Source organism: Niveispirillum sp., assembly GCF_017996735.1.
In the GTDB taxonomy this organism is placed as follows: Bacteria; Pseudomonadota; Alphaproteobacteria; order Azospirillales; family Azospirillaceae; genus Niveispirillum.
This window is the reverse complement of record NZ_JAGOGJ010000016.1, coordinates 15,360-41,650: the sequence shown is the minus strand read 5'-3', so window position 1 is coordinate 41,650 and position 26,291 is coordinate 15,360. Positions and strand designations below refer to the sequence as shown.

The 26,291-nt window shown below is 63.4% G+C and carries 25 protein-coding genes; 12 read left to right on the top strand and 13 right to left on the bottom strand.

All coding sequences use genetic code 11. From position 1 onward, the window contains the following. Nucleotides 1-2 precede the first annotated feature (2 nt). Together KBA48_RS07965 and KBA48_RS07960 are read right to left on the bottom strand one after the other, a co-directional pair. Nucleotides 3-416 carry a GNAT family N-acetyltransferase gene (locus KBA48_RS07965; protein ID WP_292904978.1) on the bottom strand — a complete coding sequence of 138 codons (414 nt, stop codon included), beginning with the start codon at nucleotides 414-416 and terminating at the stop codon, nucleotides 3-5. Nucleotides 417-502: 86 nt separating this feature from the next. After that, on the bottom strand, nucleotides 503-835 hold the full coding sequence (locus tag KBA48_RS07960; RefSeq protein WP_292904976.1) for a type II toxin-antitoxin system prevent-host-death family antitoxin: 333 nt from the start codon (nucleotides 833-835) through the stop codon (nucleotides 503-505). 102 nt (nucleotides 836-937) lie between these two features. On the opposite strand from KBA48_RS07960, the gene KBA48_RS07955 reads away from it, so the two are divergent. Beyond that, the gene (locus tag KBA48_RS07955; protein ID WP_292904974.1) at nucleotides 938-3,442 is read left to right on the top strand and encodes a ligase-associated DNA damage response DEXH box helicase; all 2,505 of its coding nucleotides are present in this window, start codon (nucleotides 938-940) and stop codon (nucleotides 3,440-3,442) included. Nucleotides 3,443-3,477: 35 nt separating this feature from the next. On the opposite strand, the gene KBA48_RS07950 is transcribed toward KBA48_RS07955, so the two are convergent. The 3 genes from KBA48_RS07950 to cobS are packed head-to-tail and all read right to left on the bottom strand — an operon-like array spanning nucleotide 3,478 to nucleotide 5,693. After that, nucleotides 3,478-4,152: a lipid-binding SYLF domain-containing protein gene (locus KBA48_RS07950; RefSeq protein WP_292904972.1), complete on the bottom strand. Its 675-nt coding sequence runs from the start codon at nucleotides 4,150-4,152 to the stop codon at nucleotides 3,478-3,480. 51 nt (nucleotides 4,153-4,203) lie between these two features. Then, nucleotides 4,204-4,836: a histidine phosphatase family protein gene (locus tag KBA48_RS07945; protein ID WP_292904970.1), complete on the bottom strand. Its 633-nt coding sequence runs from the start codon at nucleotides 4,834-4,836 to the stop codon at nucleotides 4,204-4,206. Beyond that, nucleotides 4,833-5,693 carry an adenosylcobinamide-GDP ribazoletransferase gene (cobS, locus tag KBA48_RS07940; RefSeq protein ID WP_292904968.1) on the bottom strand — a complete coding sequence of 287 codons (861 nt, stop codon included), beginning with the start codon at nucleotides 5,691-5,693 and terminating at the stop codon, nucleotides 4,833-4,835. Before cobS ends, KBA48_RS07945 begins: the two co-directional genes overlap by 4 nt. 48 nt (nucleotides 5,694-5,741) lie before the next feature. Between cobS and cobT the strand changes: the two genes are divergently transcribed. Continuing rightward, nucleotides 5,742-6,821, top strand: a complete 1,080-nt coding sequence (gene cobT / locus KBA48_RS07935; protein WP_292904967.1) for a nicotinate-nucleotide--dimethylbenzimidazole phosphoribosyltransferase — start codon at nucleotides 5,742-5,744, stop codon at nucleotides 6,819-6,821. A 15-nt stretch (nucleotides 6,822-6,836) separates the two neighbouring features. Here cobT and KBA48_RS07930 read toward each other — a convergent pair whose 3' ends face one another. Further along, complete coding sequence (locus KBA48_RS07930; RefSeq protein ID WP_292904965.1) at nucleotides 6,837-7,277, bottom strand: RES family NAD+ phosphorylase; 441 nt, start codon at nucleotides 7,275-7,277, stop codon at nucleotides 6,837-6,839. Then, nucleotides 7,274-7,687 (bottom strand): antitoxin Xre/MbcA/ParS toxin-binding domain-containing protein, encoded by a 414-nt coding sequence (locus KBA48_RS07925; RefSeq protein ID WP_292904963.1) that lies wholly within the window; start codon nucleotides 7,685-7,687, stop codon nucleotides 7,274-7,276. The genes KBA48_RS07930 and KBA48_RS07925 overlap by 4 nt, the downstream gene beginning before the upstream one ends. Nucleotides 7,688-7,801: 114 nt before the next feature. Between KBA48_RS07925 and KBA48_RS07920 the strand changes: the two genes are divergently transcribed. Then, nucleotides 7,802-8,893 (top strand): low specificity L-threonine aldolase, encoded by a 1,092-nt coding sequence (locus tag KBA48_RS07920; protein ID WP_292904961.1) that lies wholly within the window; start codon nucleotides 7,802-7,804, stop codon nucleotides 8,891-8,893. A 97-nt stretch (nucleotides 8,894-8,990) separates the two neighbouring features. Further along, entirely contained in the window at nucleotides 8,991-10,286 is a 1,296-nt protein-coding gene (gene purD / locus KBA48_RS07915; protein WP_292904959.1) for a phosphoribosylamine--glycine ligase, read from the top strand. A 124-nt stretch (nucleotides 10,287-10,410) separates the two neighbouring features. Here purD and KBA48_RS07910 read toward each other — a convergent pair whose 3' ends face one another. After that, a complete protein-coding gene (locus KBA48_RS07910) occupies nucleotides 10,411-10,623 on the bottom strand; it encodes a 2TM domain-containing protein (protein WP_292904957.1) in 213 nt (70 codons plus the stop codon). Between the two features lie 151 nt (nucleotides 10,624-10,774). Here KBA48_RS07910 and KBA48_RS07905 point away from each other — a divergent pair, with 151 nt between their 5' ends. Beyond that, complete coding sequence (locus KBA48_RS07905) at nucleotides 10,775-12,097, top strand: tetratricopeptide repeat protein (protein ID WP_292904955.1); 1,323 nt, start codon at nucleotides 10,775-10,777, stop codon at nucleotides 12,095-12,097. Nucleotides 12,098-12,222: 125 nt separating this feature from the next. Here the strand turns inward: KBA48_RS07905 and KBA48_RS07900 are convergent, their stop codons facing one another. The 3 genes from KBA48_RS07900 to KBA48_RS07890 all read right to left on the bottom strand — a co-directional run bounded on the left by KBA48_RS07900 (nucleotide 12,223) and on the right by KBA48_RS07890 (nucleotide 15,805). Continuing rightward, entirely contained in the window at nucleotides 12,223-12,894 is a 672-nt protein-coding gene (locus KBA48_RS07900) for a helix-turn-helix domain-containing protein (RefSeq protein WP_292904953.1), read from the bottom strand. A gap of 557 nt (nucleotides 12,895-13,451) precedes the next feature. Further along, nucleotides 13,452-13,673: a hypothetical protein gene (locus tag KBA48_RS07895; protein WP_292904951.1), complete on the bottom strand. Its 222-nt coding sequence runs from the start codon at nucleotides 13,671-13,673 to the stop codon at nucleotides 13,452-13,454. 101 nt (nucleotides 13,674-13,774) lie between these two features. Then, the gene (locus KBA48_RS07890; protein WP_292904949.1) at nucleotides 13,775-15,805 is read right to left on the bottom strand and encodes a transglycosylase SLT domain-containing protein; all 2,031 of its coding nucleotides are present in this window, start codon (nucleotides 15,803-15,805) and stop codon (nucleotides 13,775-13,777) included. Nucleotides 15,806-15,925: 120 nt separating this feature from the next. Here KBA48_RS07890 and dapA point away from each other — a divergent pair, with 120 nt between their 5' ends. The 3 genes from dapA to KBA48_RS07875 all read left to right on the top strand — a co-directional run bounded on the left by dapA (nucleotide 15,926) and on the right by KBA48_RS07875 (nucleotide 20,016). Beyond that, on the top strand, nucleotides 15,926-16,798 hold the full coding sequence (gene dapA, locus KBA48_RS07885; protein ID WP_292904947.1) for a 4-hydroxy-tetrahydrodipicolinate synthase: 873 nt from the start codon (nucleotides 15,926-15,928) through the stop codon (nucleotides 16,796-16,798). A gap of 81 nt (nucleotides 16,799-16,879) precedes the next feature. Beyond that, entirely contained in the window at nucleotides 16,880-17,353 is a 474-nt protein-coding gene (smpB, locus tag KBA48_RS07880; protein ID WP_292904945.1) for an SsrA-binding protein SmpB, read from the top strand. Nucleotides 17,354-17,583: 230 nt separating this feature from the next. Continuing rightward, nucleotides 17,584-20,016, top strand: a complete 2,433-nt coding sequence (locus KBA48_RS07875; protein ID WP_292904943.1) for a TonB-dependent receptor — start codon at nucleotides 17,584-17,586, stop codon at nucleotides 20,014-20,016. A 46-nt stretch (nucleotides 20,017-20,062) separates the two neighbouring features. Here the strand turns inward: KBA48_RS07875 and KBA48_RS07870 are convergent, their stop codons facing one another. Beyond that, nucleotides 20,063-20,884: an FkbM family methyltransferase gene (locus KBA48_RS07870; RefSeq protein WP_292904941.1), complete on the bottom strand. Its 822-nt coding sequence runs from the start codon at nucleotides 20,882-20,884 to the stop codon at nucleotides 20,063-20,065. A 232-nt stretch (nucleotides 20,885-21,116) separates the two neighbouring features. Between KBA48_RS07870 and KBA48_RS07865 the strand changes: the two genes are divergently transcribed. Beyond that, complete coding sequence (locus tag KBA48_RS07865; protein ID WP_292904939.1) at nucleotides 21,117-22,211, top strand: polyamine ABC transporter substrate-binding protein; 1,095 nt, start codon at nucleotides 21,117-21,119, stop codon at nucleotides 22,209-22,211. Nucleotides 22,212-22,280: 69 nt separating this feature from the next. On the opposite strand, the gene KBA48_RS07860 is transcribed toward KBA48_RS07865, so the two are convergent. Next, entirely contained in the window at nucleotides 22,281-22,973 is a 693-nt protein-coding gene (locus KBA48_RS07860) for a class I SAM-dependent methyltransferase (RefSeq protein ID WP_292904937.1), read from the bottom strand. Between the two features lie 253 nt (nucleotides 22,974-23,226). On the opposite strand from KBA48_RS07860, the gene KBA48_RS07855 reads away from it, so the two are divergent. Genes KBA48_RS07855 through KBA48_RS07845 form a run of 3 tightly spaced genes read left to right on the top strand, consistent with a single transcriptional unit; the run spans nucleotide 23,227 to nucleotide 26,180 of the window. Beyond that, on the top strand, nucleotides 23,227-24,381 hold the full coding sequence (locus tag KBA48_RS07855; RefSeq protein ID WP_292904935.1) for a polyamine ABC transporter ATP-binding protein: 1,155 nt from the start codon (nucleotides 23,227-23,229) through the stop codon (nucleotides 24,379-24,381). Between the two features lie 45 nt (nucleotides 24,382-24,426). Further along, complete coding sequence (locus KBA48_RS07850) at nucleotides 24,427-25,347, top strand: ABC transporter permease subunit (protein ID WP_367273822.1); 921 nt, start codon at nucleotides 24,427-24,429, stop codon at nucleotides 25,345-25,347. Beyond that, nucleotides 25,347-26,180 carry an ABC transporter permease subunit gene (locus tag KBA48_RS07845; protein ID WP_292904931.1) on the top strand — a complete coding sequence of 278 codons (834 nt, stop codon included), beginning with the start codon at nucleotides 25,347-25,349 and terminating at the stop codon, nucleotides 26,178-26,180. The genes KBA48_RS07850 and KBA48_RS07845 overlap by 1 nt, the downstream gene beginning before the upstream one ends. Nucleotides 26,181-26,291 lie beyond the last annotated feature (111 nt).

Below are 26,291 nucleotides of genomic sequence, written 5' to 3'. Positions count from 1 at the left end.
AGTCACAGGCGGCGGACAAACCCCTGTTCCCCACCCTCGGTCAGCCCGGCCGGCTCCCAGCCCTGGCGGCGATAGAATTCATCGGCCCGGGTGCCGGGGGCCGTGGACAGGTGCGCCCGGTCCCATCCCGCCGCCTTCAGATCGTCCAGCGCATAAGGCAGCAGCGCCTTGCCCACGCCCCTGCCTTCGGCGGCCGGATCGGTGAACAAGGCCCAGATGCTGCCATCACGCGGGTCGGCGGCCGCAAAGCCCCGGATGCCGCCTTCATCCTCGAACAGCCAGATGTGGCTGACGGCCAGGAACTCCCGATAAGCGGATACCGGTACGCGCGACGGATCATTCAGCCGGTTCTCCCGCACGGCGGCGCGGATACGCATCAGGTCAGGGATATCGGCGTGGGTGGCGGCACGGATCATGGGTCACATCAACTGGATCGGCCCCGGATAGCGGGCGAGGGTTTTGTCAGCGGTCAGTAAGGTCAGGTTTTCCGTCTACGCCTGCGCTACCAGCATCCGGTCGAACGGGTCCCGGTGGATTGGGGCAAGGCACCTACAGTGATCGCATGCTGGGCTGTCATTGGCGTTTCCTGGTAGCCGTTGGCCTGTAAACCTTCATGCAGAATTTGAGGATCGAACCGGAAGTCCTCCAGGGCGAACTTAACAGCCACTTCCCAGATGCTGACGATGCTATCATGCAGGCTGTTGGCCGGCTCCAGTGCGATCACCTTGACCAGCGGCTTACCGGCCTCGGCGATGATGAACGCATCCCCCTTCGCGGCTTTCTCCACCAGCTTGGTCAGGTTGGTGCGTGCTTCCTGGATAGTGACCGTCCGCATCACGGGTTCTCCGGCGTTCGATACGAAATACATTGTATGCCCGTGGCAGTGTCCCCCGCAACGCCCCTTTCCGTTCGCGCTCCGTTCCGGCATCATGCGCCCATGCAGCCCGTACCCGCCCTTTCCGACGACCAGGACCTGATCCCGCCCGGCATTGCCGGCTGGTTCCGGTCACAGGGCTGGGCGCCGCGCCCGCATCAATTGGGCATGGTGGCCGCCGCGCGGGACGGGATGCACGCGCTGCTGATCGCACCCACGGGGGCGGGCAAGACGCTGGCCGGTTTCCTGCCCAGCCTGATCGACCTGTCCGAACGTCCGCGCGAAGGGTTGCACACGCTTTATATCTCGCCGCTGAAGGCCTTGGCTGTCGATATTCAACGCAATCTGGAAGCGCCCATCGCATCCTTGCGCCTGCCCATCCGGGCCGAAACCCGCACCGGCGACACGCCGGAGGCCAAGCGGGCGCGTCAGCGCTCCAAACCGCCGCATATCCTGATGACCACGGTGGAAAGCCTGGCGCTGATGGTTTCCTACCCCGATGCCGGGGACATTTTCCGCCCCCTGCGCCGGATCGTGATTGATGAGTTGCATGCGCTTGCCGGCACCAAGCGCGGGGATCAACTGGCGCTCTGCCTGGCCCGGCTGTCCGGCCTGGCGCCCCACGCCCTGCGTGCTGGCCTGTCGGCCACGGTCGCTGACCCCGATGCCCTGACCGCCTTTCTGTCGCCCACGGGCCGGCTTCACGATGATGAGGGAGAGTTGGCGCCGGTACGGGTGGTGCGCGGCCGGCCCGGTGCCCCGCCCAAGGTGGAGATCCTGGCCACCAAGGAACATCTGCCCTGGGCGGGTCACATGGCCCTGCATGCCATGGGGGAGGTGTATCAGCGTATCCGCGATCATGGTGTCACCCTGGTCTTCGTGAATACCCGCGCCCAGGCGGAATTGGCCTTTCAGGAACTCTGGCGACTGAATACCGACAATCTGCCCATCGCCCTGCACCATGGCAGCCTGGCCGTGGAGCAGCGGCGCAAGGTGGAGGCAGCGATGGCGGCCGGCAAGCTGCGGGCCGTGGTCGCCACCTCTTCCCTGGACCTGGGCATCGACTGGGCGGAGATCGATCTGGTGGTACAGGTCGGCGCGCCCAAGGGTGTGTCCCGCCTGTTGCAGCGCATCGGCCGCGCCAACCACCGGCTGGACGAGGCGTCGAAGGCCCTGCTGGTCCCCGGCAACCGGTTCGAGGTGCTGGAATGTGAGGCGGCAGTGGCCGCCATCAAGGCCGGCACGCTGGATGGTGACCGGCTGCGGCCCGGTGCGTTGGATGTGCTGGCCCAGCATATTACCGGCGTCGCCTGTTCCGGGCCGTTCAGCCCAGATACGCTGTATGCCGAGGTGGTGCGGGCCAGCCCTTACGCCGACCTGTCGCGCGATGAGTTTGACGATGTCTTCGACTTCGTCGCCACGGGGGGCTACGCCCTTGGCGCCTATGAGAAGTTCAAGCGCCTGACCCAGGACCCCGACACCGGCCTGTGGCAGGCGGCCAACGGCATGGTGTCGCGCCAGTACCGGCTGAATATCGGCACCATCGTGGAAGAGGTGATGCTGAATGTCCGGCTGAACCGGGGGCAGGTGCTGGGACGGGTGGAGGAATATTTCGTCAATGGTCTGGTGCCGGGTGACACTTTCATCTTCGCCGGGCAATTGCTGAAATTTGTCGGCATCCGCGACAATGACGTGATCGCGGCCAAGGGCGGGCAGGGCACGCCCAAGGTTCCCGCCTATGCCGGTGGTCGCCTGCCGCTGTCCACCCATCTGGCCGACCGGGTGCGGGCGTTGCTGTCCGACCCGCGTCAATGGGATGCTTTCCCCGACGCGGTGCAGGAATGGCTGCGCTTGCAACAGTACCGGTCCATCCTGCCCGACATATCCGGCCTGCTGGTGGAAACCTTTCCCCGCAACGACAAGGAATATCTGGTCGCCTACTGCTTCGAAGGGCGCAACGCGCATCAGACGCTGGGCATGTTGCTGACGCGGCGGATGGAGCGCGCGGGCCTGCACCCGCTGGGCTTTGTCGCCACCGATTATGTGCTGGCCATCTGGTCGCTGAAACCGGCGAGCAATCTGGAGGCCCTGTTCGATCAGGATATGCTGGGCGACGATCTGGAGGCGTGGATGGAGGAATCATCTATGCTGAAACGCCTGTTCCGTTATGTCGCCGTCATTTCCGGCCTGATCGAACGCCGCCATCCCGGCCTGGAAAAGACGGGACGGCAGGTGATGTTCAGCGCCGACCTGATTTATGACGTGCTGCGCCGGCACGAGCCGGGCCATGTGCTGCTGCGCGCCACGCGGGCCGATGCGGCGGCGAGCCTGACCGATGTGCGGCGTCTGGCCGACATGCTGGCCCGCGTCCAGGGCCGTATCCGCCACCGCCGCCTGGACCGGATCTCCCCCCTGGCCGTTCCCGTCATTCTGGAAATCGGGCGGGAGCAGGTGCAGGGCAGCGCGATCGATGCCTTGCTGGACGAGGCGGTCAACGAATTGCTGGAGGAGGCGGTGCCCGAACTGATGGCACCGCCGCCCGACGCGCGGCAAGGAAAGTTGATCTGACTCCGCAAAAGAAGCGCGGCGTTATAGTGTAAACGTCACTGCGTGTTCAGGGCACTGGCAAGCGACTGGGCCTCAGGCCGATAGAAATGGCGGTCCACCAGGATGGCGCGCGGTTCTGTCACCTGGCCATAGAATTTGTTGTTGAACTCCTTGCGTGGGGCAATGACGGAGCCTTCGACCGCCATGCCGCCGAACAGGCCGCTGGTCTTGGCATAGACATAGATGTCCGCCGACAGGCCCACGCCATAGGAGGCGCCGACACCGGTGCCCAGTTCGCCCAGCGCCACATTGGCGTCGGCGCCCAGCTTCACCTTGCGGTCGATGACGGCGTCCAGACCCTTCTGGGTCATGATCACCATCATCATCTCCGATGCCTGCCCGCCGAACTGCAGGCCGAAGCTGGCTTCCGCCAGGGTGTAGAAGGCGGGACCGCTCCAGGCCCCATCGTCACCGCGCGCCACCATCACGCCGGTGCCGCCGCCGCCGCCCACGAAGAATCCGGCCTGGATAACGTTGGGAAGGATCAGGACGGCGCGTGCGCGGCTGACCAGGGTCTTCAGATCCTTATATTGCGGATCGGTCAGCAGGGTCAGCGCCGTCACCCGCGCCCGTTCCACCATCAATTCGGGTTCCGTCAGGGCCTGGGCCGGGCGCACCAGGGCGGACACCGCCAGGGTCAGGCCGAACAGGGCCATCACGAAACGCTTCATCTCTCCGCTCCCTTTTTTGGCGAACATCTTCTCAATGCCCGCAATGCCTAATCAAAGCAAGCGGCCCTGACATGGCGGAATATTGGCGCTGATAAGGCGCCATTGTCCGTTCCCGTCGCCCAGGGCCAGATGGTCCATCCGGAACAGATGCCAATGATCGACCGAAACCGACAGGACACCTGCGGGCGGCAGTCCCAACGCCAGGGCCAGCGCTGCCCGGATGGGGCCGGCATGACCGACCATGACGATATCGTGCCCCCTATGGGCGGCGCTTTCCCGCATCACCGCCGCTGCCACGCGGTCGCACAGGGCCGCGAAACTCTCGCCCCCCGGTGGGGCATGTCCCGCCGGGTCCTGCCAGAAATGCTCTGCCAGGGCGCGCTCGCTCTCCCAGATTTCCCCATGGGTGCGGCCGTGCCAGTCCCCGAAATCCTGTTCGGTCAGGTCGGGCACGCACAAGGTGGGTTGACCGGGCCGCAATGCCGCCGCCGACCGCACGCTACGCGAAAGGGGCGTGGTCAGCCAGATGGCCTGTTCAGGCAACCAGACCCGTGCGCCATCAATCATTCCGCTATCGGAAAGATCGACATCCGCATCCATCCGCCCGGCGATGGTGCCGGGGGGCAGGGCCAGGGGCGCATGCCGCAGCCACCACCAGCGTGTGACAGCGCCGCCCCCGCTCATGTCGAAGCCGGAATGACTGCTGCCAGGGCTAGAAGGAAGCCGATTTCCGCCATCTGCTGCCCAGCGCCCAGGACATCGCCCGTGACCCCGCCGATCTGCTTTTTCGACAGGCGCGCCAGGGCCCAGACGGTGGCGGCGGAGATGGCCATGACCGACAGGCTGATCATGCCCGACGCCAGATGCAGCTTATTCAGCGCCGTGGCGGCCAGGGTGAAACCGATCAGCAGGGCGATCAGCGCCCGGGCGCTGTCGGGCCGTCCCTGATCCGCCGACACACCCTTCAGCCGCGCATCGGGCAATGCCAGCTTCACCAGCGGCAGCAGCCCGCGCGAAAAGGCATGCGCGCCGATCAGGGCCAGTGCCACGGTACGCGGATCGGCCAGGGTGGCCAGCACCCCGACGCGCGCCAGCACCACCAGAATCAGCGCCATGGACCCATAGGTGCCGACCCGGCTGTCCTTCATTATGGACAGCTTGGCCTCCTTGTCGCGGCCGCCGCCGAACCCGTCGGCGACATCGGCCAGCCCATCCTCGTGCAAGGCACCGGTCAGCCAGGTCAGTGCCGCCACGGTCACGATGGCGGCCAGCAGCGGTGCCAGCCCCACAAAATGCAGTGCCCAGTACAGCAAACCGCCCGCCGCCCCAATCAGGCAGCCCACGATGGGGAACCAGGAGAGGGCCCGGCGATTAAGGTCGTCCGGCCAGTCGCCGTTCCAGCGCAAGGGCAGGCGGGTCAGGAAGATGGTGGCCGCCATGAATTCCGCGAGCGGACGGGGCCTGTGCTGCTTTGTTGCATCGCTCATGACATCGGTATAGGCCAGTGTGGCTTTCACCGCCAGCACCGTTCCAGCACCCATGCAGGGGGCCAGACGGTAACCATAACCACGTGTCTGTCAGGAAAAGCCATGTCCGGCCATCACGACCATCCCCATCACCACCATGATGAAGAGGGCCTGCCCAGCCTGGAGGAAATCCGCCGCGTTCTGACGGAACTGCCCGGCCCGGACCTGGAGGCGGCGACGGCGGCCATGCAGCGCGAACAGACCCTGCTGAAGCCGCCCGGCGCGCTGGGCCGGCTGGAGGATCTGGTGCAATGGCTGGCCACCTGGCAGGGCAAGGCGCCGCCGGAACTAACCCATCCGCGCATCGTGATCTTCGCCGGCGCCCATGGCGTGGCCCAGCGCGGCGTGTCCGCCTATCCGCCCGCCGTGACGGGGCAGATGGTGCAGGCCTTCATCAATGGCCAAGCCGCCATCAACCAACTGGCCGAACTGCACGATGCCGATCTGCGCGTGCATGAAATGGACCTGGACCACCCGACCGCCGACTTCACCCAAGGTCCGGCGATGAGCGAGGAGGTCTGCGCCCGCGCGGCCGCCTATGGCATGATGGCCATCGAACCGGGCCTTCACCTGCTGTGCCTGGGCGAAATGGGCATTGGCAACACCACGTCGGCCGCCGCCATATGCGCCGCCCTGTTCGGGGGGCCAGCATCTGACTGGGTTGGCCCCGGCACCGGTGTGGACAGCGAAGGCATCAAGCGCAAGATCGCGGCGGTGGAGGCGGGTCTGGCCGCCAATCCCACGGCCCTGGCCGATCCGTTCGAGGCGCTGCGCTGCCTGGGCGGACAGGAACTGGCCGCCATCATGGGCGCCATCATCGCCTGCCGTCTGGCCCGCGTGCCGGTCGTGCTGGACGGTTTTGCCTGCACCGCCGCCGCCGCCGTGCTCTATAAGGCCGATCCCAAGGCGCTGGACCATTGCATCGTGGCCCATCGCAGCGCCGAGCCGGGCCATGCCCGCCTGCTGACCGCCATCAACAAGCGCCCGCTGTTCGAATTCGACATGCGGCTGGGCGAGGCATCGGGGGCGGCGCTCACCATTCCGGTCCTGCGCTCCGCGCTCGCCTGCCACCTGAACATGGCGACCTTTGCCGAGGCCGGGGTCAGCGGCAAGGGGGACAAGCCCGCCGGATCGGTGCATTGATCAAAGCGTGAACGATCAGGACGTGGACGGTGCCCAGAGCCGGCGGTCGAAGCTGAAAGCCCGGCTGCCGGTGATGCGGGCGCCGTTTGCCTCGGGATGGGCCGGGTTCAGCAGCAGATTGCGGCTTTCCGGCACGATCAGTGACGGGACCGACAGGACCGGCGTGCGGGCCGACCGCAGCCAGTGGGTGCCAAAGGCGGCTGTATCTGACGGCAGGTCGCCTACATGCTCCACCGTCAGTCCCGCCAATGTTACGGTGCTCAACACATAATCATCGGGCAACAGATCGGGTGGCAGGTCCAGATGCACCCGGACCTCCAGCACGGCCAACGCCGCGGTCTCTGCCAGATAGACCAACGGCAAGCCCGACTGGTTCCAACGCCCGCCGTAAAGCCGTGCGCCTTCACCCGACAGATCGGCAAAGGGCGCACGGCAGATGCGCCAGCCCAGCGTCACGCGGCGATGCCATGGGTGATGCGGCCCAGCAGGTTTTCCACCGCCCGCGCCCCTTCATCGGTGTCCAGCAGGTGCAAGGGTGGCTCCCCGCCCAGGGCCGATGTCGGACGGCGCAGCCAGCGTGCCGCCTTCTCCCGATCCCCAAATGTCTCTGCCGTCAGGGCCAACAGCCGGACAACGCGTACCAGCCTGTCCGACTGTTCCGCCGTCAACCGGCCTGTCTTGCGGCGGTTTGAAAGCGTCCGTCGGGGCAGGACGATGCGATCCAGTTCCACCGCGCTGAGCCAGCCGCCATCCATGACATGATCGATGGCATCAATGGGCAGCCCGTCGCGGATCAGGCGGACAAGGTCAAGCCCGCCTGGAACCTGATCGCCCAAGATGTTTTTCAGACCTGCCGGCTGCATCATCCGCTCCTGGCCATTTGCCACCATCATATGGGTATCTGGCCGCAGGCGGCAATGTTGAAACCGTCGGGCCGATTGCGCATCCTGCTGCCGGACCGACCCACAGGATACCAGACCATGACCGCCATCATCCTCGACCGCGCCCTGCGCGCCTGTTGCGATACGTTCCTGCACGGGCATGGGCCGATCACGCCGCGCCTTTGGATGGAGCGGATGCTGGCGATGCCGGAGATTGATCTGGCGGGCGATGAGTATAATGCCGGCCCAGGTATCGACCTGTTGCAGGGACAGGTGGCGGATCTGCTGGGCAAGCCGTCCGCCTTGTTCTTCCATAAGGCGGTGGTGGGGCAGCAGGCGGTTCTTTTCGCGCATCGGGAGCGTACGGGCCGGCGGCTGGTCGCGGTTCATCCAAAAAGCCACATCGCGGTGGACGAGTCGGACGCGGTGGAGCGGCTGTCGGATATAAGGCTGGTCCGCATCGGGCCGGATGACGCGCCCTTTACCCTGGCCGATCTTCAGGGCGTAAAGGAACCGCTGGCCACCGTGGTAGTGGAACTGCCGCTGCGCAATGCCGGGTTCCGGGCGCCGGCCTGGGAAGAGCTTGTCGCGATCTCGACCTGGTGCCGGGGTCAGGGGATCGCCTTCCACCTGGATGGGGCGCGGCTGTGGGAGACGCAGCCCTTCTATGGAAGATCGCTGGCGGACATCGCCGCCCTGGCCGACAGTCTTTATGTCAGCCTTTACAAGGGCCTGGGCGCGCCGGGCGGGGCGCTGATCGCAGGCGAGACGGCGTTTCTGGACATGCTGAAACCCTGGCGCTCGCGCATGGGCGGCAATCTCTACACGGCCTTTCCCTATGTGCTGGGCGGGCTGTACGGGTTGCGCCATTTCCTGCCGCGTATGGCCGGGTATCACACCTATGCCACGGCCCTGGCCGAGGCGCTGTCAACGCGCGATGCCCCGTGGGCCGCCGACCGGGTGATGTGCAATTCCTTCCGGCTGGTCTGGCCCGTGTCCGCCTCGGCGCTGGCGGCGGCGTTGGAACGGACAGCGCGGGAGCAGGGGGTGTGGTGCTTTGGCCGCATCATCCCCCTGCCGGTGCGCGACCATTGCTTCACCGAGATGGTGGTAGGGGAGGCGACGCTGGCCCATGGCGTGGACACACTGGCCGACCGGTTCGCGGCCCTGCTGGCGTCCGCACGCGGCTGAACGCATTGGCGCCATCCCACACCGCCGGGTGACCATGGCGCCCATCCCATGCTAAGCAACCGCCGCCAAACGGCAGCAGCAGCAGGGGGATAAAGCCATGAAGATTCTGGTCGTGGGTTCGGGTGGTCGCGAACATGCGCTGTGCTGGGCCATCAAGCGCTCTCCCCTGTGCGACGCCCTTTACTGCGCGCCCGGCAATGCCGGCATCAAGGATGTGGCGACACTGGTGCCGCTATCGGCCAATGACGTGGCGGGCATCACCGCCTTTGCGACCGCCGAAGGTATCGACTTTGTTGTGGTCGGGCCGGAGGAACCGCTAGTGCTGGGTCTGGCCGATGCGCTGCGCGCCGCCGGCATCCCCACCTTTGGCCCGTCGCAGGCGGCCGCCGCTCTGGAAGGGTCCAAAGGTTTCATGAAGGATGCCGTGGCCCGCTTCGGCGTGCCCACCGCCGCCTATGGTCGTTTTACCGATATCGGGGCCGCCAAGGAATTCGTGGCCCGTCACGGTGCCCCCATTGTGGTGAAGACCGATGGTCTGGCCGCCGGCAAGGGGGTGACCATCTGCCAGAGCGTGGACGAGGCCTATGCCGCCATCGAGGAGGCCATGGTGGGCCGCCGTTTCGGCGATGCCGGGGCCGAACTGGTGATCGAGGAGTTTCTGGATGGGGAGGAGGCCAGCTTCTTCGCCATCTGCGACGGGACCAATGCCGTGGCCCTGGCCGGCGCCCAGGACCATAAGCGCGCCTATGACGGCGACCAGGGCCCGAACACCGGCGGCATGGGCACCTACAGCCCCGCCCCCGTCCTGACGCCCGCTATCGAGGCGCGGATCATGGACGAGATGATCCTTCCCACCGTGCGCGGCATGGCGGCGGAGGGCAAGCCCTTCATCGGCGTGCTGTTCGCCGGCATCATGGTGGTGAACGGGCCGGACGGGCAGCCGATCCCCAAGCTGCTGGAATATAATGTCCGCTTCGGCGACCCGGAATGCCAGGTGCTGATGCGCCGGCTGAAATCCGATCTGGTGCCGCTGCTGCTGTCGGCGGCCCAGGGTGATGTGTCGGGCCAGGAACCCGAATGGCATGACGAGGCCGCCCTCTGCGTCGTCATGGCCGCCGAAGGCTATCCAGGCGATTATGTAAAGGGGACGCGCATCGGCAACCTGCCCCAGGCCGGGCAGGTGGATGGCGTGGAGATCTTCCACGCGGGCACCAAGGAAGGGGCTGATGGCGCCATCCTGGCCAATGGCGGCCGCGTGCTGGGCGTCACCGCCATTGCCCCACGCGTGGCCGATGCCCGCGCCAACGCCTATGAAGCGGTGGACCGCATCGACTGGAAGGAAGGCTTCTGCCGCCGCGATATCGCCTGGCGGGCCATGGAACGCGGCTTGTGATCGGTTGAGGAAACCGGGCGCATGATCAGTTGCGCCCGGTTTCTCCCCAGCACCCCAGCTTTTACAAGGGTATAGAGGGTGATGTGAGACCTGAGTCGGTTTCCATTTCGAACCCTAGGAAATGCTAGCGCCGATCGAACATGCCCATGGCATGGGCCGTGTGCAGGGCCAGCGGTCCCATCCAGCCGACCAGGGGCCAGAAGAACCAGATATGATCGGGTGTGGTGAAGAAATTCACCGGTACAATGATCACGGCGAAAATAAAAAACACCAGAAAATGGTTCAGCAACTGGCTGCGCCGCCGTTTGACGGTGGGATGCTGGTCGGACACGGGCATGGGGGAGGGGCCTTTTGCGGCTTGTGATCACAGGTGCGCAGCATAGCGTGCAACGCCGCGGACGCCAGATGGTTTCCATCGGCAAACTGTTGATCGGCCGGCCCCCGCCCGTCACAATGCCGCCTGCACATCCACCTTTGAAGCCGTTGCCATGGATCTCAACCGCACCTTCGCCCAGGCCGTAACCCACCAAAACGAAGGACGCTGGGCCGAAGCGGAAGCGCTTTACCGCCGGATCGACAAGGCGCGGCCCGGTATGGCGGCCGTCACCTGGAATCTGGGCGTGGTGCTGAAGGCGCAGGAGAAGTGGGAACCGGCGCTCGCCACCTTTGAACGCACGGCCAAGGCCGATCCGTCCTTCCGGGGGGTGAACTTCAATATTGGTCTGTGCCTGCAAAAACTGGGGCGGATGGCCGACGCGACGACCGCCTTTGAAAAATCCGTGGAGGTTGAACCCGACGATGCCGTGGGCCGGTTCAACCTGGCTTCCGCCTATCGTGATCAAAACAAGGTTGAAGTCGCTCTGGAACAGGTGACCTCCGCCCTGGCCCTGAAACCGGATTTCGTGGAAGCCCAATTACTGCAATCAAAGCTGCGCACGCAGATGTTGCCGCTGTGGCATGTGCCCATGGTGAATGACGCGCCGCGCAACGATGCGTATGAAGCGGCGATCAAGGCCCAGGTGCGGCCCGGCGATCTGGTGCTGGAAATTGGTACGGGTTCGGGCCTGCTGGCCATGATGGCGGCCCAGGCCGGGGCACAGGTGGTGACCTGCGAGGCGGTACCATGGATCGCGGAGACGGCGCGTGCCGTGATTGCCGCCAATGGCCTGTCCGACCGCATCACCGTCGTCAATACCCTGTCCACCGCCCTGCAGGTGGGCGACGTGCTGCCACGGCGCGCCGACGTGCTGCTCTCGGAGATCGTGGCCAGCGATTTCCTGTCGGAGCGCATCATCCCCGCCGTTGCCGATGCCCGCGCGCGCCTGCTGGTGCCCGATGCTCGTATCCTGCCGGCGCGCGGGGGTGTGCGCTGTGCTCTGGCCGGCGGTGATGTGCTGGAAAAACACCTGTTCACCGGTCCGACCAGCGGTTTCGACCTTTCCGCCTTCAACCACCTCTACCCACGGTCCGTGCGTTACGATGCCCGTCTGGTACAGCCCGTGGCCTTGTCGGCACCTGTCGATCCGTTCAGTTTCGATTTTACCGGCGAGCCCATACCGGGCAGTGAACATGTGCGCTTCACCTTGCCTGCTGGGACCGATGGGCGCTGCGTGGCTTTGGCACAATGGGTCTGGCTGGATTTCGGCGGCGGCGTGACGTTCGAGAACAGCCCCTTTATCGACAGCCCCGCAAGCGGGTGGCAGCCCGGATTCTACCTGCCTGATCGCCCGCTGACCGTCACGCGCGGCCAGGTGCTGGCCTTTGACGCGCTGCATGACGGTTACAATGTCTGGCTCAGTTTCCGACCCTGACAGGGGCCTTCTCGCCGCCAATAAAAAAGCGTCGGCAGGAAGTCCCGCCGACGCTTTCTATAGCCATACTCTAAGAACAAGATATATGGCCGACGCATCCGGAAATGCGATCAACCTCTTAAAGGTTACTCACTCTCACCGTCATTGTAGTCCTTGATATCCGCCGGGTCCCAGACGGCGCCGCGACGGCGGCGGCCACCGGCAGTGGCGGGCGCAGGGGCCACTGCAACATCAGGCGCCGCGGCCTTGGGCTGTCGCTTGCTGCCGGGCACCGGGCCACGGCGGCGGGGTGGTTCGATGATGTCAGCGGGTTGCACCGAGACGGGGGCACTGTATTGCCGGTTGGCAGCAGCAGCAGCGGCCGCTTCTTCATCATAACCGGCATTGGGCGAAATCGCGCGCAGCAACGATCCGACAGCGTCCGCGATTTCTTCCGGCGCCGATTTCCAGGCCCGCAGCAAGTCCAGTTCACGACGGGACAGGATGGGGGAGGACCCTTCGGCCGTGGCGGCGAAGCTTTCGGGCGGCCGCCGCATGTCCGGTACATCCAACCCGTCGAAGAAGAAGGTCAGCGGTACGTCCAGGATGTCAGCCAGCCGATAGAGTTTCCCAACAGAAACTCTGTTTGAACCGCGTTCATACTTCTGGACCTGCTGGAATGTAATGCCCAGGGCCTTTGCCAGATCGGACTGGCTCATACCAAGAAGGCCGCGACGAAGCCTGATACGGCCGGCCACATGGTTCTCGATTACCGTCTCAAGGGCAGCGACCGCTGCGTTTTTGCTCCGTCTCGGCATCGAACTCTATTGCCCCCTATTTCACGTTCCTGTGGCAACACCCGGACTGCACGCAAAGTTCCGCGCATCCGGCACGCCGCTGTTCTCATGAACTTTGCTTGGTGTTGTGCCGGGAAAGCAACTTGTCTTCCACCGTCATAATCACCATTGAGCTGCTTTCGGCAAGTATGCTGCTCAACGCTCCGTCATGCTATGGTATGGCAATATCTGCGATTTCGATCCACCTGTCCATAACTTGTATGTCTTTGGATCGCAATAGCCGGCAGAAGGGCAAGATCCACCCCAAGAAAATGACGAAACAAGGTTAATTTTGCCAGCGCGACCTCCCTTCGGTTGTCTTCCACTGTCCAACGATCAACTACCCGCGGCGACAAAATTAAAGGCAATGCGTTTTTACGCGACCGCTACGGCGCTTGCGGGTATTGCGCAGCAATTACACTACCACATGCAGGAGCCATCGAGAAACCAAGATCGCGAATCCGGAACTGGACTGATTTGCCGCAGTCAGTGCCCGTTTCCGGATTTTCACGATGAAATTCCGGAATCCTGACGATTCGTCAAGCAGCATTTTCTACTTTTGTAACAAGAAGGGTCGCGGCGAGGCCATAAACCTGCCTTTCGGCCCGAAGCACGCCCAGCCATTCGCGCAGGCTTTCCCGCACGAACTGCCCCGCCGCCTGTTCCGCCTCGATCTCGGTTTCTGCGATCAACCGGTCGAGCAGGCGGGCATGAACGATGGCGGCCTCTCGGATATGCTGTGCAATGGGCTGGGCCGGCATTCTCAAGGCGCTCCGGGCGGCGAGGGTGTGACGATGCTGTGATCATCATCGCCTGTCGCCGCCCGTTTGGCGCGCGGAAATAGGGAGTAGCCCCTTCGTACTCAGCCGTTGGTGGCGGCGCCGCGTCCCAGATCCAGGGTCATCCGCAGGGACGGATGGCCCAGTCGTGCCCGGTACAGGTGGACATTCTCCAGAACACGCTGAACATAGTTTCGGGTTTCGTAGATCGGCATTGTTTCGATCCAGTCGATGACATCGACTCCATTGCCCCGTGGATCGCCATAGTCGCGCACCCACCCCGCCACGCGGCCCGGCCCGGCATTGTAGGCGGCGATGGCCAGGACGTAGGAGCCGCCGAACCGGTCGACCAGATCGGCCAGATAGGTGGACCCCGTCTCCACATTATAGCGCGGGTCCGCCGTCAGACGGTTGGCCACGCTGTTGGTCTTGGGGGGCTGCTGTTTGGCGGTCGTCGGCTTTTTCTGCTTGGCGTCCTGCTTCTTGGCCTTGTCGTTCTTGGTTGCTGCCGGTTTCGCCGCTGGCTTCGGGGCCGGCGGTGGCTTGTTCACACCGGCGGCCGTGGTCGGCATCACCTGCATCAGGCCGCGTGCGCCGGCGGAGCTGATGGCCGTGGCCACAAAATTGCTCTCCTGGCGGATGATGCCATGGATCAGGGCCGTCTCCGGACGGGGAGGGGCCTTCATGTCCAGCAGGGGAAAGCCCGCCTGACGCAGGACGAACCCGTCCTGCCACGCCGCGCGGGAGGTGGTGACGGCCAGATCCTTGCGCTTCAGCGCCAGGGCCAGATCGCCGACCAGTTGATATTCCTCACCCGTCTTGGCGTCGGTAGCCATCTTGCGTATGAACAGGGTCGTGCGGTCGCTGTCGGCCCCCTCAATCCGGGCCAGGAGACGAATGACCTTCACGATTTCCCGCTTGTTGAAGGCGCGGCGTTGTTCCTCCGTCGGGTCGGGTTCCACCGGCATGGCGCTGCCGGGTGGCCGTTCCAGATGGTCGGCGGCCAGCAGACCATAGAAGGTACCGCCATAGGTGGTGGCCGTGTCGTACCAGGTGGCGGCCAGTTCCTTGTCGCCCATTGCGTCCAGGGCCCGGCCCGCCCAATAGGCGCCGCGTGAGCGGCTGACCGGTGAACTGGTGCCCCGGAACAGCGCCTCGAAATGTTTCAGTGCCTCTTCCGGGCGATTCAGTTTGCGCAGCGCCAGCCAGCCCGCCAGGAATTCCGCCTGGGCGAAGGCCAGACCGTCCTTGGACGCATGGGCGGACACGATGTCATAGGCCTGGGCAAACTGTTCCCGTTCCATCAACCGGCGGGCCAGGATGTGGCGTTCCACCCACCAATCGGCGGGATGGGCCTGTTCCTCCGGCTGCCGCTTGGCCAGCACCTCCACGGCGCCGTCATTCATATCCTTGCGGCGGCGCCAGCGGGTGCGGTCGTACAGCAGGCCGGGATCGTTCTGCAGATTGGCCGGCACGCGGCGCAGGGCGCCATCAACGCCCGGCGACATGGCGGCCAGCGCGATGCGGGCCTCTGCCACGGCCTGAAGCCCCGGATCGACCAGCGGCATGACGCGGCGCGCATCGTCGACCTTCTCCGACCACAGCAACTGGTCCAGGCGGGCCGCATGGTCGGCGGGACGCAGCAGGCCGGCATAGCGCTGGCGGAAATCCCGTTCCTCCTGCACGCCGAAGCTGCCATTGACATAGCGGCTGCGGACCATCTCGATCGCCTTGTCCGATGCACCTGTCTCCATCAGCGCATCAGAATAGCGACCCACCCCGACCCAGGTCAGGGGCGGGTTTTTCTCGAACCATTCCCGCACGGCCTGATAGGGCATGTCGGGGGGCATCTTGCCCTCCGCATTGCGGCGCAAGGAGGCTTGGTTGGGCCAGTCGGGATGGCGCTTCATGAAGCCGGTAATGGCTTCCCAGGTGGCATCCGTGCCGGGCTGGGTCAACTGCATCCACAGCAGCAACTGCGATGCCAGTTCGTCCGGCGCGCGGCGCACCAGACGCTGGGCCTCGTCCATCTTGCCCATGTCGGCGGCGCGCAGAGCCTGCTTGTAGATGCCAACCTCGCTTGTCGGGTTGGCCGCCCATGCCAGACCGGGCATGCCAAGCCCCATTCCCAGACAGATCAGCATCGCCGCCAGGGCACGGCCTGCCGCCTTGTTTCGGGGATTGCGGCTGTTTAAGGTTCGCGCCTTCATTCGTTCTGACCGGAGTGTCTTGCCATGTTCAAGGGTTCCATCGTCGCACTGATCACGCCGTTCCGTGACGGGAAGGTGGATGAGGTCGCGTTCAAGGACTTCGTGGACTGGCAGATCAAACAGGGGACCCACGGCGTGGTTCCCGTGGGTACGACCGGCGAATCGCCGACGCTCAGCCATGAGGAACATCGTCTGGTCGTCTCCCTGACCGTTGAGGTGGCGAAGGGCCGGGTGCCCGTGATCGCCGGCACCGGGTCGAATTCGACGGAAGAGGCCATCGCCCTTACCCGCCACGCCAAGGAAGCCGGCGCCGATGCCGCCCTGGTGGTCACACCTTATTACAATAAGCCGTCGCAGGAAGGTCTTTATCAGCATTACAAGGCCATCCATGACGCCGTCGATCTGCCCATCATCATCTACAACATCCCCGGCCGCAGCGTCATCGACATGTCTGTCGCAACCATGGCGCGGCTGGCGAAGCTGCCGAACATCGCGGGTGTGAAGGACGCGACGGCCGATCTGGCCCGTCCCTTGCGCACCCGTGTCGAGATCGGGCCCGACTTCTGCCAGCTTTCGGGCGAGGATGCCACCGTTACGGCCTTCCTGGCCCAGGGTGGGGTGGGTTGCATCTCCGTCACGGCCAATGTGGCCCCGGCGCTGTGCTCGCAGTTGCATGAGGCGTGGCAGCGGGGCGATCTGGTCGAGATGGCCCGTATCCGCGACATTCTGATGCCCCTGCATCACGCCATGTTTGTGGAGACCAGCCCCGCGCCGGTGAAGTACGCGGCCACCCTTCTGGGCAAGTCCACCCCGGATGTCCGTCTGCCGCTGGTGCCCTGCAGCGCCGAAGGCCGGGCCGTGGTGGAGGCTGCGATGCATAAGGCCGGGCTGATCTGATCCGCTGACTCCATTGAACTTACAGAAGCGTCCCCCCATAACAGGGGGGACGTTTTCTTTTCTGATCGGATTATTCCAGCGATGGCGAACAACGCGCCCGAGCGCAAACTGGCGGCACAGAACCGCCGGGCCCGCTTTGATTACTTCATCGAGGATACGGTGGAGGCCGGCATCATGCTGACCGGGACCGAGGTGAAGTCACTCCGTGGCGGCAAGGCCTCCATCCTGGAAGCCTATGCTGGCGAGATCGGGGGCGAACTGTTCCTGGTGAATTCCTACATCCCCGAATATGGCCAGGCCGGCGCCTGGCTGCAGCATGATCCCAAGCGTCCCCGCAAGCTGCTGGTCCGCAAGCGTGAACTGGTGAAGATGCTCAACGCCATTGCGCGCCAGGGCATGACCCTGGTGCCCATGTCGGTCTACTTCAACGACCGGGGCAAGGCCAAGGTTGAGATCGGTGTGGCCAAGGGCAAGAAGCAGGGCGACAAGCGCGAGGCGGACAAGGAGCGTACATGGCAGCGCGACAAGGCCCGCCTGATGCGGGCGCGGGGCTGATCAGGCTCATCCTGCGATTACCCTTCCTGAGCCCTGTATAATTATTTCAGCGACAATGCTTAAATAAATCGGGTGCCGGAGATCTGCGCCAATTGCGTCACACAGTGGCAACATTAACGATCACTTAAGCGTCATTATCTTCCCAAGACTTCCGGATAAGATATCGTTTTCCCGTGGGTCGTTATTCCGAATACGGAATGACGACTAAAATAAAGTCGGGAGAAGAACTTATGGGGAAGCAGTGGCTTAAGGTTGGTACGGCATTGGCCGGGTTCCTGACCGTGGCGGGCGCCGCCCAGGCGCAGCAGCCCGCCAGCGATGTCGAGGAAATTGTCGTTACCGGGACGCGCCGCGCCGACCGTACCCTGGCAGAATCACCGGTGCCCATTGACGTCATCTCGGCAGGCGAGTTGGAGCGGTCGGGACAGGGCGAGGTCAACAAGGTGTTGAACGCCCTTGTGCCCTCCTTCAACTTTCCGCAGCCGACCATCACCGACGGCACCGACCATATCCGCCCGGCCACCCTGCGCGGCCTGTCGCCCGACCACACGCTGGTCCTGATCAATGGCAAGCGGCGTCACAATACGGCGTTGCTGAACCTGAACGGTTCCGTGGGGCGCGGTTCGACGGGTGCCGATCTGAATTCCATTCCTGCCGCTGCCATCCGCCGGATCGAGGTGTTGCGCGATGGGGCGGCGGCACAGTACGGGTCCGATGCCATTGCCGGCGTGATCAACATCATCCTGCGCGACAATAATGAGGGCGGGTCGGCCTTCGCCTCCTATGGCCAGACCTATGAAGGGGATGGCGACGTCTATCATTTTTCGGCCAATGGCGGGGCGACCATCGGCAATGGCGGCTATCTGAACCTGACAGCCGAATATCGCGACCGTGGCCATACCAACCGGCAGGCCGCCGATATCCGCCAGCAATATAACAACTTGGCCGGCGGTGCCGCCGACCCGCGCGAGGCTACGATCAACCGGACCGACAATTTCTGGTACGGCGACAGCGACGTCACCGATTACAACGTCGTCTACAATCTGGGCCTGCCGCTGGGGGGGGCCGAGCTCTATTCCTTCGGCAATTATAACAAGCGCGAGGGCAAGTCGGGCGCCACCTGGCGTCGTCCGCGCGACCCCAACAATGTCCGCGCCATCTATCCCGATGGTTTCCTGCCTTTTATCACCTCTGACATTGACGACATGTCGGTGGCGGTCGGCGTGAAGGGCGATGCCGGCGAAACGCGCTATGACATTTCCGGCACCTATGGCCGCAACGACTTCCCGTTCAGCGTGGAAAACACCCTGAACGCCACCTATGGCACCAACAGCCGCCGCAGCTTCTATGCCGGCGATCTGCTCTATACCCAGGGCGTGATCAATGCCGACGCCTCGCGCGATGTGGATATCGGCCTGCCCTCCAGCCTCAGTGTCTCTGCCGGTTTGGAATACCGCACCGAAGGCTATGAACTGGGGGCAGGGGACGAGGATAGCTGGAAGGATGGCGGCGTGAAGGTGCTGGATGGCGGTTCCACCGGCGCCATCGGCAGCCAGCCGGCCCCCGGTGCCCAGGGCTTCCCCGGCTTCCGGCCCAGTGACGAGGTCGATGTCGACCGCCACAGCTATGCCGCCTATCTCGATCTTGAAACCAAGCTGTCGGACGCGCTGCTGGTCAGTGTTGCCGGCCGCGTCGAACATTATTCCGATTTCGGCTGGACCGGGTCGGGCAAGTTCGCCTTCAAATATGACGTGACCGATGCCTTTGGCCTGCGTGGTGCGGTGTCCAACGGCTTCCGCGCGCCCTCCTTGCAGCAGAGCTATTTCTCCTCCACCGCCACCAACTTCATCGGCGGTGTGCCCTTCGAAATCCGCACCTTCCGCGTCAATGATCCGGCGGCCCAGGCCCTGGGTGCCGAAGATCTGAAGCCGGAAAAGTCGATCAATTACAGCCTGGGCTTCACCTCCAGCCCGTTTGAGGGGGCCAGCCTGACGGTCGATGCCTATCAGATCCGTATCAATGACCGTATCGTGCTGTCGGAGAACCTGACGGGCACGGCGGTGCAGAATTTCCTGACGGCGCGCGGCTTTGCCGGCGTGACCGGCGGGCGCTTCTTCACCAACGCCATCGATACCCGCACGCGCGGCGTCGATATCGTCGGCACCTACCGCGCCGATCTGGATACGGCTGGCAGCCTGAACCTCACGGCCGGTGTCAATTTCAACGACACCAAGACCCTGAATGTGAAGCCCAACCCGTCCACGCTCAGCACGGTCGGCCTGCAACTGACCCGCTTCTCCCGCGTGGAGGAAGGGCGGTTCGAGGAGGCGCAGCCGGACAACAAGATCAACCTGTCCGCCACCTGGCAGTATGACGATTTCAGCCTGACGGTCCGTGGCACGCGCTATGGCAAGTTCACCTCACGCAACGCCAATGCCGCGCTGGATCAGACCTTCGGGGCTGAATGGGTGGCGGATATCGATGTCGGGTATGACCTGACGGAGAATCTGTCCATTTCGGCCGGTGCGAACAATGTGTTCGATAACTACACCGATCTGGTCATTCCCGGCGCCAACCCGAACGGCTTTGCCCAGTATTCCAACTTCTCGCCGTTCGGTTTCAACGGCGGCTTCTACTATGCCAAGGTCAAGGTGACCTGGTAAATCCTGACGGTCCCGGCGGTGGCCTTTGCCGCCGCCGGGATTGGTCTCACCGTTCAAACAGCCAGTTCATCTTGCTGTTGCCGAAACCCCGGTATCCCGCTGCCTTGAACCGGCCCAGCAGGTCGCCCGCCCAGCTTTCCTCTGACCGTTCGATGATAATCACGCGCGGCCACAGGTCTTCAGGCGCCTGATCAAAGAAGGGCAGCAGCGCCTTGTCCTCCGCCCCCTCGATATCGATCTTCAGAACATCGATACGGGTGATCCCTGCCTCTTCCAGCACATCGACCAGCGGACGCACGCGAACCGGCGTGGATTTGCCGCCATGGTCGCGGACCAGGGAGGAGCCGCCCAGGTTGCTGGCATCCAGATAAAGCCCCATCACCCCTTCCTCGGCCCCGATGGCGCAGTCAACATGGGTGATCGCGGCGTCCGTGCGGTTCAGTGACAGATTGAAACGCAGGCGGCGTGCGGCCTCCGGTCCCGGCTCCACCGCCAGGATGCGGCCGCCGGGTCCCAGCAGCTTGGCGGCGTTCAGGGTGTAAAGCCCGACATTGGCGCCGATATCGACAAAGGTGCCGTCACGCGGCAGCCGGTCGGCCAGGAGCGCCATCTCTTCGGGATCGAAGAATTGCGGCATGAACAGGAATTTGCGTTCCCCGACATTATCGCCGGGATGAAGACGCAGATGGATACCCCGCACCGCCACGTCGAACACCGGTCCCTGGATGACCATGGCCACCTTGCGCAGCCACAGCGCCAGCCGGCGGCCGGCCGGCGTAGTGGGCAGCCCCTGGCACAGATCGGTCAGCAGACGCGCGGCCGTGCCGGGGGCATGCGTGCCGAAGGGCGGCTCCTGGACATTGCGCAAAACATCATCTCCCGGCTGCGGAAACTGCCCCTGGAAAGGGCAGGGCGGATACGCTTATGCCATATGGGATAGGATGCCGCATCTCCTTCTGACACAAGGCAAATCCATCGTCATTGACAAGGGCCCGGCGCCTATGTGCAATGCCCTCTGTCCAGGGTGTCGCGGGCAGCGGCACCCATATCCCTGGGCGATCCCGTGCCAAGCGGGCGTCCGATCTGATTGGGGGTCCTTGATGAAGCTGAAGCACGTGATCGGCGCCATCGGCATGGTTGCCGCCATCGCCGTCGGCCACACGGCCATGGCCCAGGAAAAGAAGGTCAATATCTATAATTGGGCCGATTATATCGGCGAGACCACGCTGGACGATTTCACCAAGGCGACCGGGATCAAGACGCAGTATGACGTCTTCACCGATCTGGAAACCCTGGAATCGAAGCTGCTGGTGGGCAATTCCGGCTATGACGTCGCCGTGCCGACCGCCGAGCCGACGATGCGCAAGCTGATCCAGGCCAAGGCCATCCAGAAGCTGGACAAGTCCAAGATTCCCAATCTGAAGAATCTGGACCCGTCGCTGATGAAGCTGGTCGAATCGACCGATCCCGGCAACGAATATGGCGTCATCTATCAGTGGGGCACCATCGGCATCGGCTATAATGTCGAGAAGCTGAAGGAACTGCTGCCCGGCGTGAATGTCGATAGCTGGGACGTGGTCTTCAAGCCGGAAAACGCCAAGAAGCTGGCCGCCTGCGGCATCGTCTTCCTGGACAGCCAGACCGACATCCTGCCGTCGGTGTTCAAGTCGCAGGGCCTGGACCCCAACTCCGAAAGCCCGGACGATACCAAGAAGGCCGAGGCCGCGATGCTGGCCATCCGTCCTTACATCAAGACCTTCGTGCCGTCGGTCATCGATCCGCTGGCCACGGGTGACGCCTGTGTCGCCGTCGGTTACTCCGGCGACGTGTTCCAGGCCGCCGCGCGTGCCGAAGAGGCCAAGGCCAAGTACTCCATCGCCTATTCCATCCCCAAGGAAGGAGCCCAGGTCTGGTTCGACATGGCCACGATCCCGGCCGGCGCCAATGTCGCCAATGCCAGCGCCTTCATCAATTATGTGCTGGAACCCAAGGTGATGGCCGGCATCAGCGACTTCGTCGCCTATGCCAACGCCGTTCCGGCCTCCTGGCCGCTGATGGACCAGGAAGTGGCCAAGAACCCCTCCATCTTCCCGACCAAGGAGACGATGGCGAAGATGTTCACCGTCAAGCAGATCAGCCAGAAGGCGGAGCGTGAACGCACCCGCGCCTGGACCAAGATCAAGACGGGCCGCTGATTATCCTGTCCGCCCGGATCAGGACCATGGTCCTGATCCGGGCGGCAGTAAAGGCCGGGATATATCGGGTCAGGCCCGCTTGCGCAGAACGGAAATGAAATAGCCGTTGTGCCAGTCCGAGGCCTTGCCGAATATATCGGGATGGGACTCGTCGTCAGTCGTGCGGACTTCGATTCGTGTCTTGATCTCCAGGCCGCAGGCCCGGATGGCATCAAAGGTGCCGTCACGCACGGGCTGCCAGTTCCAGTCATCCACAATGAAGACAAACTCGTCCGTCAAGGCATCCATGACCAGCGAAAGCCCGTCATACTGGTCCTTGTATTCATGCGGGCCATCGAAAAGATAGATGTTGAACTTGCCGAGCCCGGCATAGTTCACCTTGCGGAAATCCTCCGACAGGACGCTCAACCGCGCATCCGCAGACACGCAATTGGCGACATTGGCGAAGAAGTGATTAACCGGGCCGCCGAATTGTGACCAGTTATCGATGGCCGTCGCCTTGACCTTGTTGCCGTACAGGGCGGAACACAATGTGGATCCGGCCCAGGATCCGACTTCCAGATAACGGGCGTTATCGATCGATGCGATCAGATTATTGATGAAGTAACGGTACTTGCGTCCCGACATTCCCTCAATCGACAACACAAACTCATTCAGCTTGCCACGCAGCTTCAGCGCCTCATCGAAACTTTGCTTCACAGCATCCGTAAGGGAGAGGCCATCGGCCATGCTGATGGCCGGGTTGTCATGGGTGACGGACATGGAGTTGCAATTCCTTCTGCAAGGCGGTCCGGCGGAGCCGCCATCGCCATCCTAGCCAAACTTTCGGGTAATCGCACCAGGATGCTGTGCCCAGCCCATGCGGTGTCGGCGCCGCGATGGACTTTCGTGAAAATTGCGGTCGGCACCATGCTCCCCCTATCCGCCGGACCCGCGACGCGTGTAGAATTGTGCGGTGCGTGAAACGCCACGCCACCCAACCGATATTGCCAACCGGACAGGGACATATACGGACATGGCCAATGCGCAGCCCTCGCGGACCCAGACCAAGCTGGAACCTTGGCGGGACCCGAATGAGAAGCCCTATGTCCGTATCGAGAAGGTGACGAAGAAGTTCGGCGATTTCACCGCCGTGGACGACGTTTCCTTGTCGATCTATCGCGGCGAATTCTTCTCCCTTCTGGGTGGTTCCGGATCGGGCAAGACCACCTTGCTGCGCATGCTGGCCGGATTCGAACGGCCGACCGAGGGCAAGATTTTCATCGACGGTGTCGATATGTCCAACGTGCCGCCCTATGAGCGGCCGGTGAACATGATGTTCCAATCCTATGCCCTGTTCCCGCATATGAGTGTGGAGGCAAACATCGCCTTCGGCCTGCATCAGGACAAGGTGCCGGCGGCGGAGATCAAGGAGCGTGTGGCCGACGTTCTCAACCTCGTGCAACTCGGGCAGTTCGGAAAACGCAAGCCGCACCAGCTTTCCGGCGGTCAGCGGCAGCGTGTGGCGCTGGCTCGTGCCCTGGTGAAGCGGCCGAAGCTGCTGCTGCTGGATGAACCTCTGGGCGCGCTGGACAAGAAGCTGCGTGAACAGACCCAGTTCGAGCTGGTGAATATCCAGGAAAAGGTGGGCATCACCTTCGTGGTCGTGACCCATGACCAGGAAGAGGCGATGACCATGTCGTCACGCATCGCCGTGATGAACCGTGGTTATATCGCACAGATCGGCACGCCAACCGAAATCTATGAATATCCCAACAGCCGCTTCACGGCGGAATTCATCGGGTCGGTCAACATGTTCCATGGCCGTATCGTGGAAAGCGAGCCGGACCATTCCCTGATCCGCTCCGACGAGGCGAACTGCGATCTCTATGTGGCCCATCCCGGCCATCTGGCGCCAGGCACGGAATGCTGGGTCGCCGTGCGACCGGAGAAGGTTTCCATCTCCAAGGATGCACCGGCCACCGGCGATGGCCGCAATCAGGCGACGGGTGTGGTGAAGGAAATCGCCTATCTGGGCGATGTCTCGATCTATGAGATCCTGCTGGATACCGGCAAGCGGGTGCGTGTCACGGCCCCCATGGTGACGCGCCGCACTGAAATGCCCATCACCTGGGAAGACCGGGTCTATCTCACCTGGCGGCCGTTCGCCGGCAGCGTCCTGACCAACTGACCAGACGGGAAGGGGGCTGCCATGGCCGAGACGGTTCAAAGCGAGATGCGCCACACGGGCTTTCTGGGCCTGTTGCAGCGGGTCGGCCTGTCCGGCCGGGCGCTGGTCATGCTGCTGCCCTATGGGTGGCTGCTGCTGTTTTTCCTGATCCCGTTCCTGATCGTGCTGAAGATTGCCCTGGCCGAAAGCCAGATGGCGATTCCGCCCTTCACGCCGCTGATCGAAACGGTGGAGGAACTGAAGTACCAGATCACCGTCACCTTCTATAATTTCCACTACATGCTGACCGACGACCTGTATGTCGTCGCCTATCTGAACAGCCTGAAGATCGCCTTCATCTCCACCATCTGCTGCCTGCTGGTGGGGTATCCGGTGGCCTATGCCATCGCCAAGGCCGATCCGAAATGGCGTGCGCCCCTGCTGATGCTGATCATCCTGCCCTTCTGGACCAGTTTCCTGATCCGGGTCTATGCCTGGATCGGCATCCTGTCCAACAACGGCGTGCTGAACAATGTGCTGATATGGCTGGGCATCATCGACCAGCCCTTGCAGATCCTCTACACGCCGGTGGCCACCTATATCGGCATCACCTATTCCTATCTGCCCTTCATGATCCTGCCGCTCTATTCGACGCTGGAGAAGCTGGACAATACGTTGCTGGAGGCGGCGGCCGATCTGGGCTGCCCGCCCTGGAAAGCCTTCCTGTCCATCACGCTGCCCCTGTCGATCCCGGGCATGATCGCGGGGTCCATGCTGGTTTTCATTCCGGCTATGGGCGAATTCGTGATCCCGGAACTGCTGGGGGGACCCGATACGCTGATGATCGGCCGCACCCTGTGGACGGAATTCTTCAATAACCGCGACTGGCCGCTGGCATCCGCCGTGGCCGTGGCGCTGCTGTTGTTCCTGGTGGTGCCGATCATGATTTTCCAGAACGTGCAGAGCAGACAGGGGGAGCAGCAATAATGCCGAAATCCTGGTTCCTGCGGATCGGTCTGGTCATTGGCCTGCTGTTCCTCTATCTGCCGATCTTCCTGCTGATCGTGCTGTCCTTCAACGACAACCGGTCCATCTCGGTATGGAGCGAGTTCTCCTTCCGCTGGTATGGGGAACTGTTCCGGGATGACCAGTTGCTGTCGGCCGCGTGGCTGTCGGTCCGGGTGGCCTTCATTTCCGCCACCTGCGCAGTCGTGCTGGGCACTATGGCCGGATTGATGCTGGCACGGTTCGGCGCGTTCAAGGGCAGGGCCTTGTTCTCCGGCATGGTGTCTGCACCGCTGGTGATGCCGGAGGTGATCCTGGGCCTGTCGCTGCTGCTGCTGTTCGTCAGCATGGAACAGCTTTTCGGCTGGCCGGAAGGGCGCGGGGTGCTGACCATCGTGCTGGCACATATCACCTTCACCATGTCCTTTGTGACCGTGGTGGTGCAGTCGCGTCTGGTGTCCATGGATGCCAGCCTGGAAGAGGCGGCGATGGATCTGGGGGCACGGCCAGCCAAGGTGTTCTTTGTCATCACCCTGCCGCTGATCGCGCCGGCCATCGTGTCGGGCTGGCTGCTGGCCTTCACCCTGTCGCTGGATGATCTGGTGGTGGCCAGTTTTGTGTCGGGCCCCGGTTCCACCACGCTGCCGCAGATCGTTTTCTCCTCCGTCCGTCTGGGCCTGTCGCCCAAGGTCAATGCGCTGGCCACCATTGTGGTGACCATCGTGGCTATCGGCATCATCTGTGCCGGCATCTACAACGCACGCCAGGAAAAGGCCCGTCGGCGCGACGAACAGATGGCGCAGCAGGGCGCTTGACCATCCCCCGGTCCCTCTTCGGGATCGGGGTTTTGTGTCGTCAATCCTGTCGCATTTTCGTGACTGGGCCGGAACCTTTCAGGGGGCTGTGGTGTTTCCTTTCCGTAAACC

Bases quoted from the DNA above. Each gene is read 5' to 3' on its own strand.
- KBA48_RS07860 (WP_292904937.1), bottom strand. From the start codon at position 22,973: ATGTCCGTCACCCATGACAACCCGGCCATCAGCATGGCCGATGGCCTC.
- KBA48_RS07850 (WP_367273822.1), top strand. From the start codon at position 24,427: ATGCGCCACACGGGCTTTCTGGGCCTGTTGCAGCGGGTCGGCCTGTCC.
- KBA48_RS07845 (WP_292904931.1), top strand. From the start codon at position 25,347: ATGCCGAAATCCTGGTTCCTGCGGATCGGTCTGGTCATTGGCCTGCTG.
- KBA48_RS07925 (WP_292904963.1), bottom strand. From the start codon at position 7,687: ATGATGCAGCCGGCAGGTCTGAAAAACATCTTGGGCGATCAGGTTCCA.
- KBA48_RS07910 (WP_292904957.1), bottom strand. From the start codon at position 10,623: ATGCCCGTGTCCGACCAGCATCCCACCGTCAAACGGCGGCGCAGCCAG.
- smpB (WP_292904945.1), top strand. From the start codon at position 16,880: ATGGCGAACAACGCGCCCGAGCGCAAACTGGCGGCACAGAACCGCCGG.
- KBA48_RS07890 (WP_292904949.1), bottom strand. From the start codon at position 15,805: ATGCCCGGTCTGGCATGGGCGGCCAACCCGACAAGCGAGGTTGGCATC.
- KBA48_RS07900 (WP_292904953.1), bottom strand. From the start codon at position 12,894: ATGCCGAGACGGAGCAAAAACGCAGCGGTCGCTGCCCTTGAGACGGTA.
- KBA48_RS07865 (WP_292904939.1), top strand. From the start codon at position 21,117: ATGAAGCTGAAGCACGTGATCGGCGCCATCGGCATGGTTGCCGCCATC.
- purD (WP_292904959.1), top strand. From the start codon at position 8,991: ATGAAGATTCTGGTCGTGGGTTCGGGTGGTCGCGAACATGCGCTGTGC.
- KBA48_RS07855 (WP_292904935.1), top strand. From the start codon at position 23,227: ATGGCCAATGCGCAGCCCTCGCGGACCCAGACCAAGCTGGAACCTTGG.
- KBA48_RS07905 (WP_292904955.1), top strand. From the start codon at position 10,775: ATGGATCTCAACCGCACCTTCGCCCAGGCCGTAACCCACCAAAACGAA.
- cobT (WP_292904967.1), top strand. From the start codon at position 5,742: ATGTCCGGCCATCACGACCATCCCCATCACCACCATGATGAAGAGGGC.
- KBA48_RS07895 (WP_292904951.1), bottom strand. From the start codon at position 13,673: ATGCCGGCCCAGCCCATTGCACAGCATATCCGAGAGGCCGCCATCGTT.
- KBA48_RS07945 (WP_292904970.1), bottom strand. From the start codon at position 4,836: ATGAGCGGGGGCGGCGCTGTCACACGCTGGTGGTGGCTGCGGCATGCG.
- KBA48_RS07920 (WP_292904961.1), top strand. From the start codon at position 7,802: ATGACCGCCATCATCCTCGACCGCGCCCTGCGCGCCTGTTGCGATACG.
- dapA (WP_292904947.1), top strand. From the start codon at position 15,926: ATGTTCAAGGGTTCCATCGTCGCACTGATCACGCCGTTCCGTGACGGG.
- cobS (WP_292904968.1), bottom strand. From the start codon at position 5,693: ATGGGTGCTGGAACGGTGCTGGCGGTGAAAGCCACACTGGCCTATACC.
- KBA48_RS07965 (WP_292904978.1), bottom strand. From the start codon at position 416: ATGATCCGTGCCGCCACCCACGCCGATATCCCTGACCTGATGCGTATC.
- KBA48_RS07955 (WP_292904974.1), top strand. From the start codon at position 938: ATGCAGCCCGTACCCGCCCTTTCCGACGACCAGGACCTGATCCCGCCC.
- KBA48_RS07960 (WP_292904976.1), bottom strand. From the start codon at position 835: ATGCGGACGGTCACTATCCAGGAAGCACGCACCAACCTGACCAAGCTG.
- KBA48_RS07875 (WP_292904943.1), top strand. From the start codon at position 17,584: ATGGGGAAGCAGTGGCTTAAGGTTGGTACGGCATTGGCCGGGTTCCTG.
- KBA48_RS07950 (WP_292904972.1), bottom strand. From the start codon at position 4,152: ATGAAGCGTTTCGTGATGGCCCTGTTCGGCCTGACCCTGGCGGTGTCC.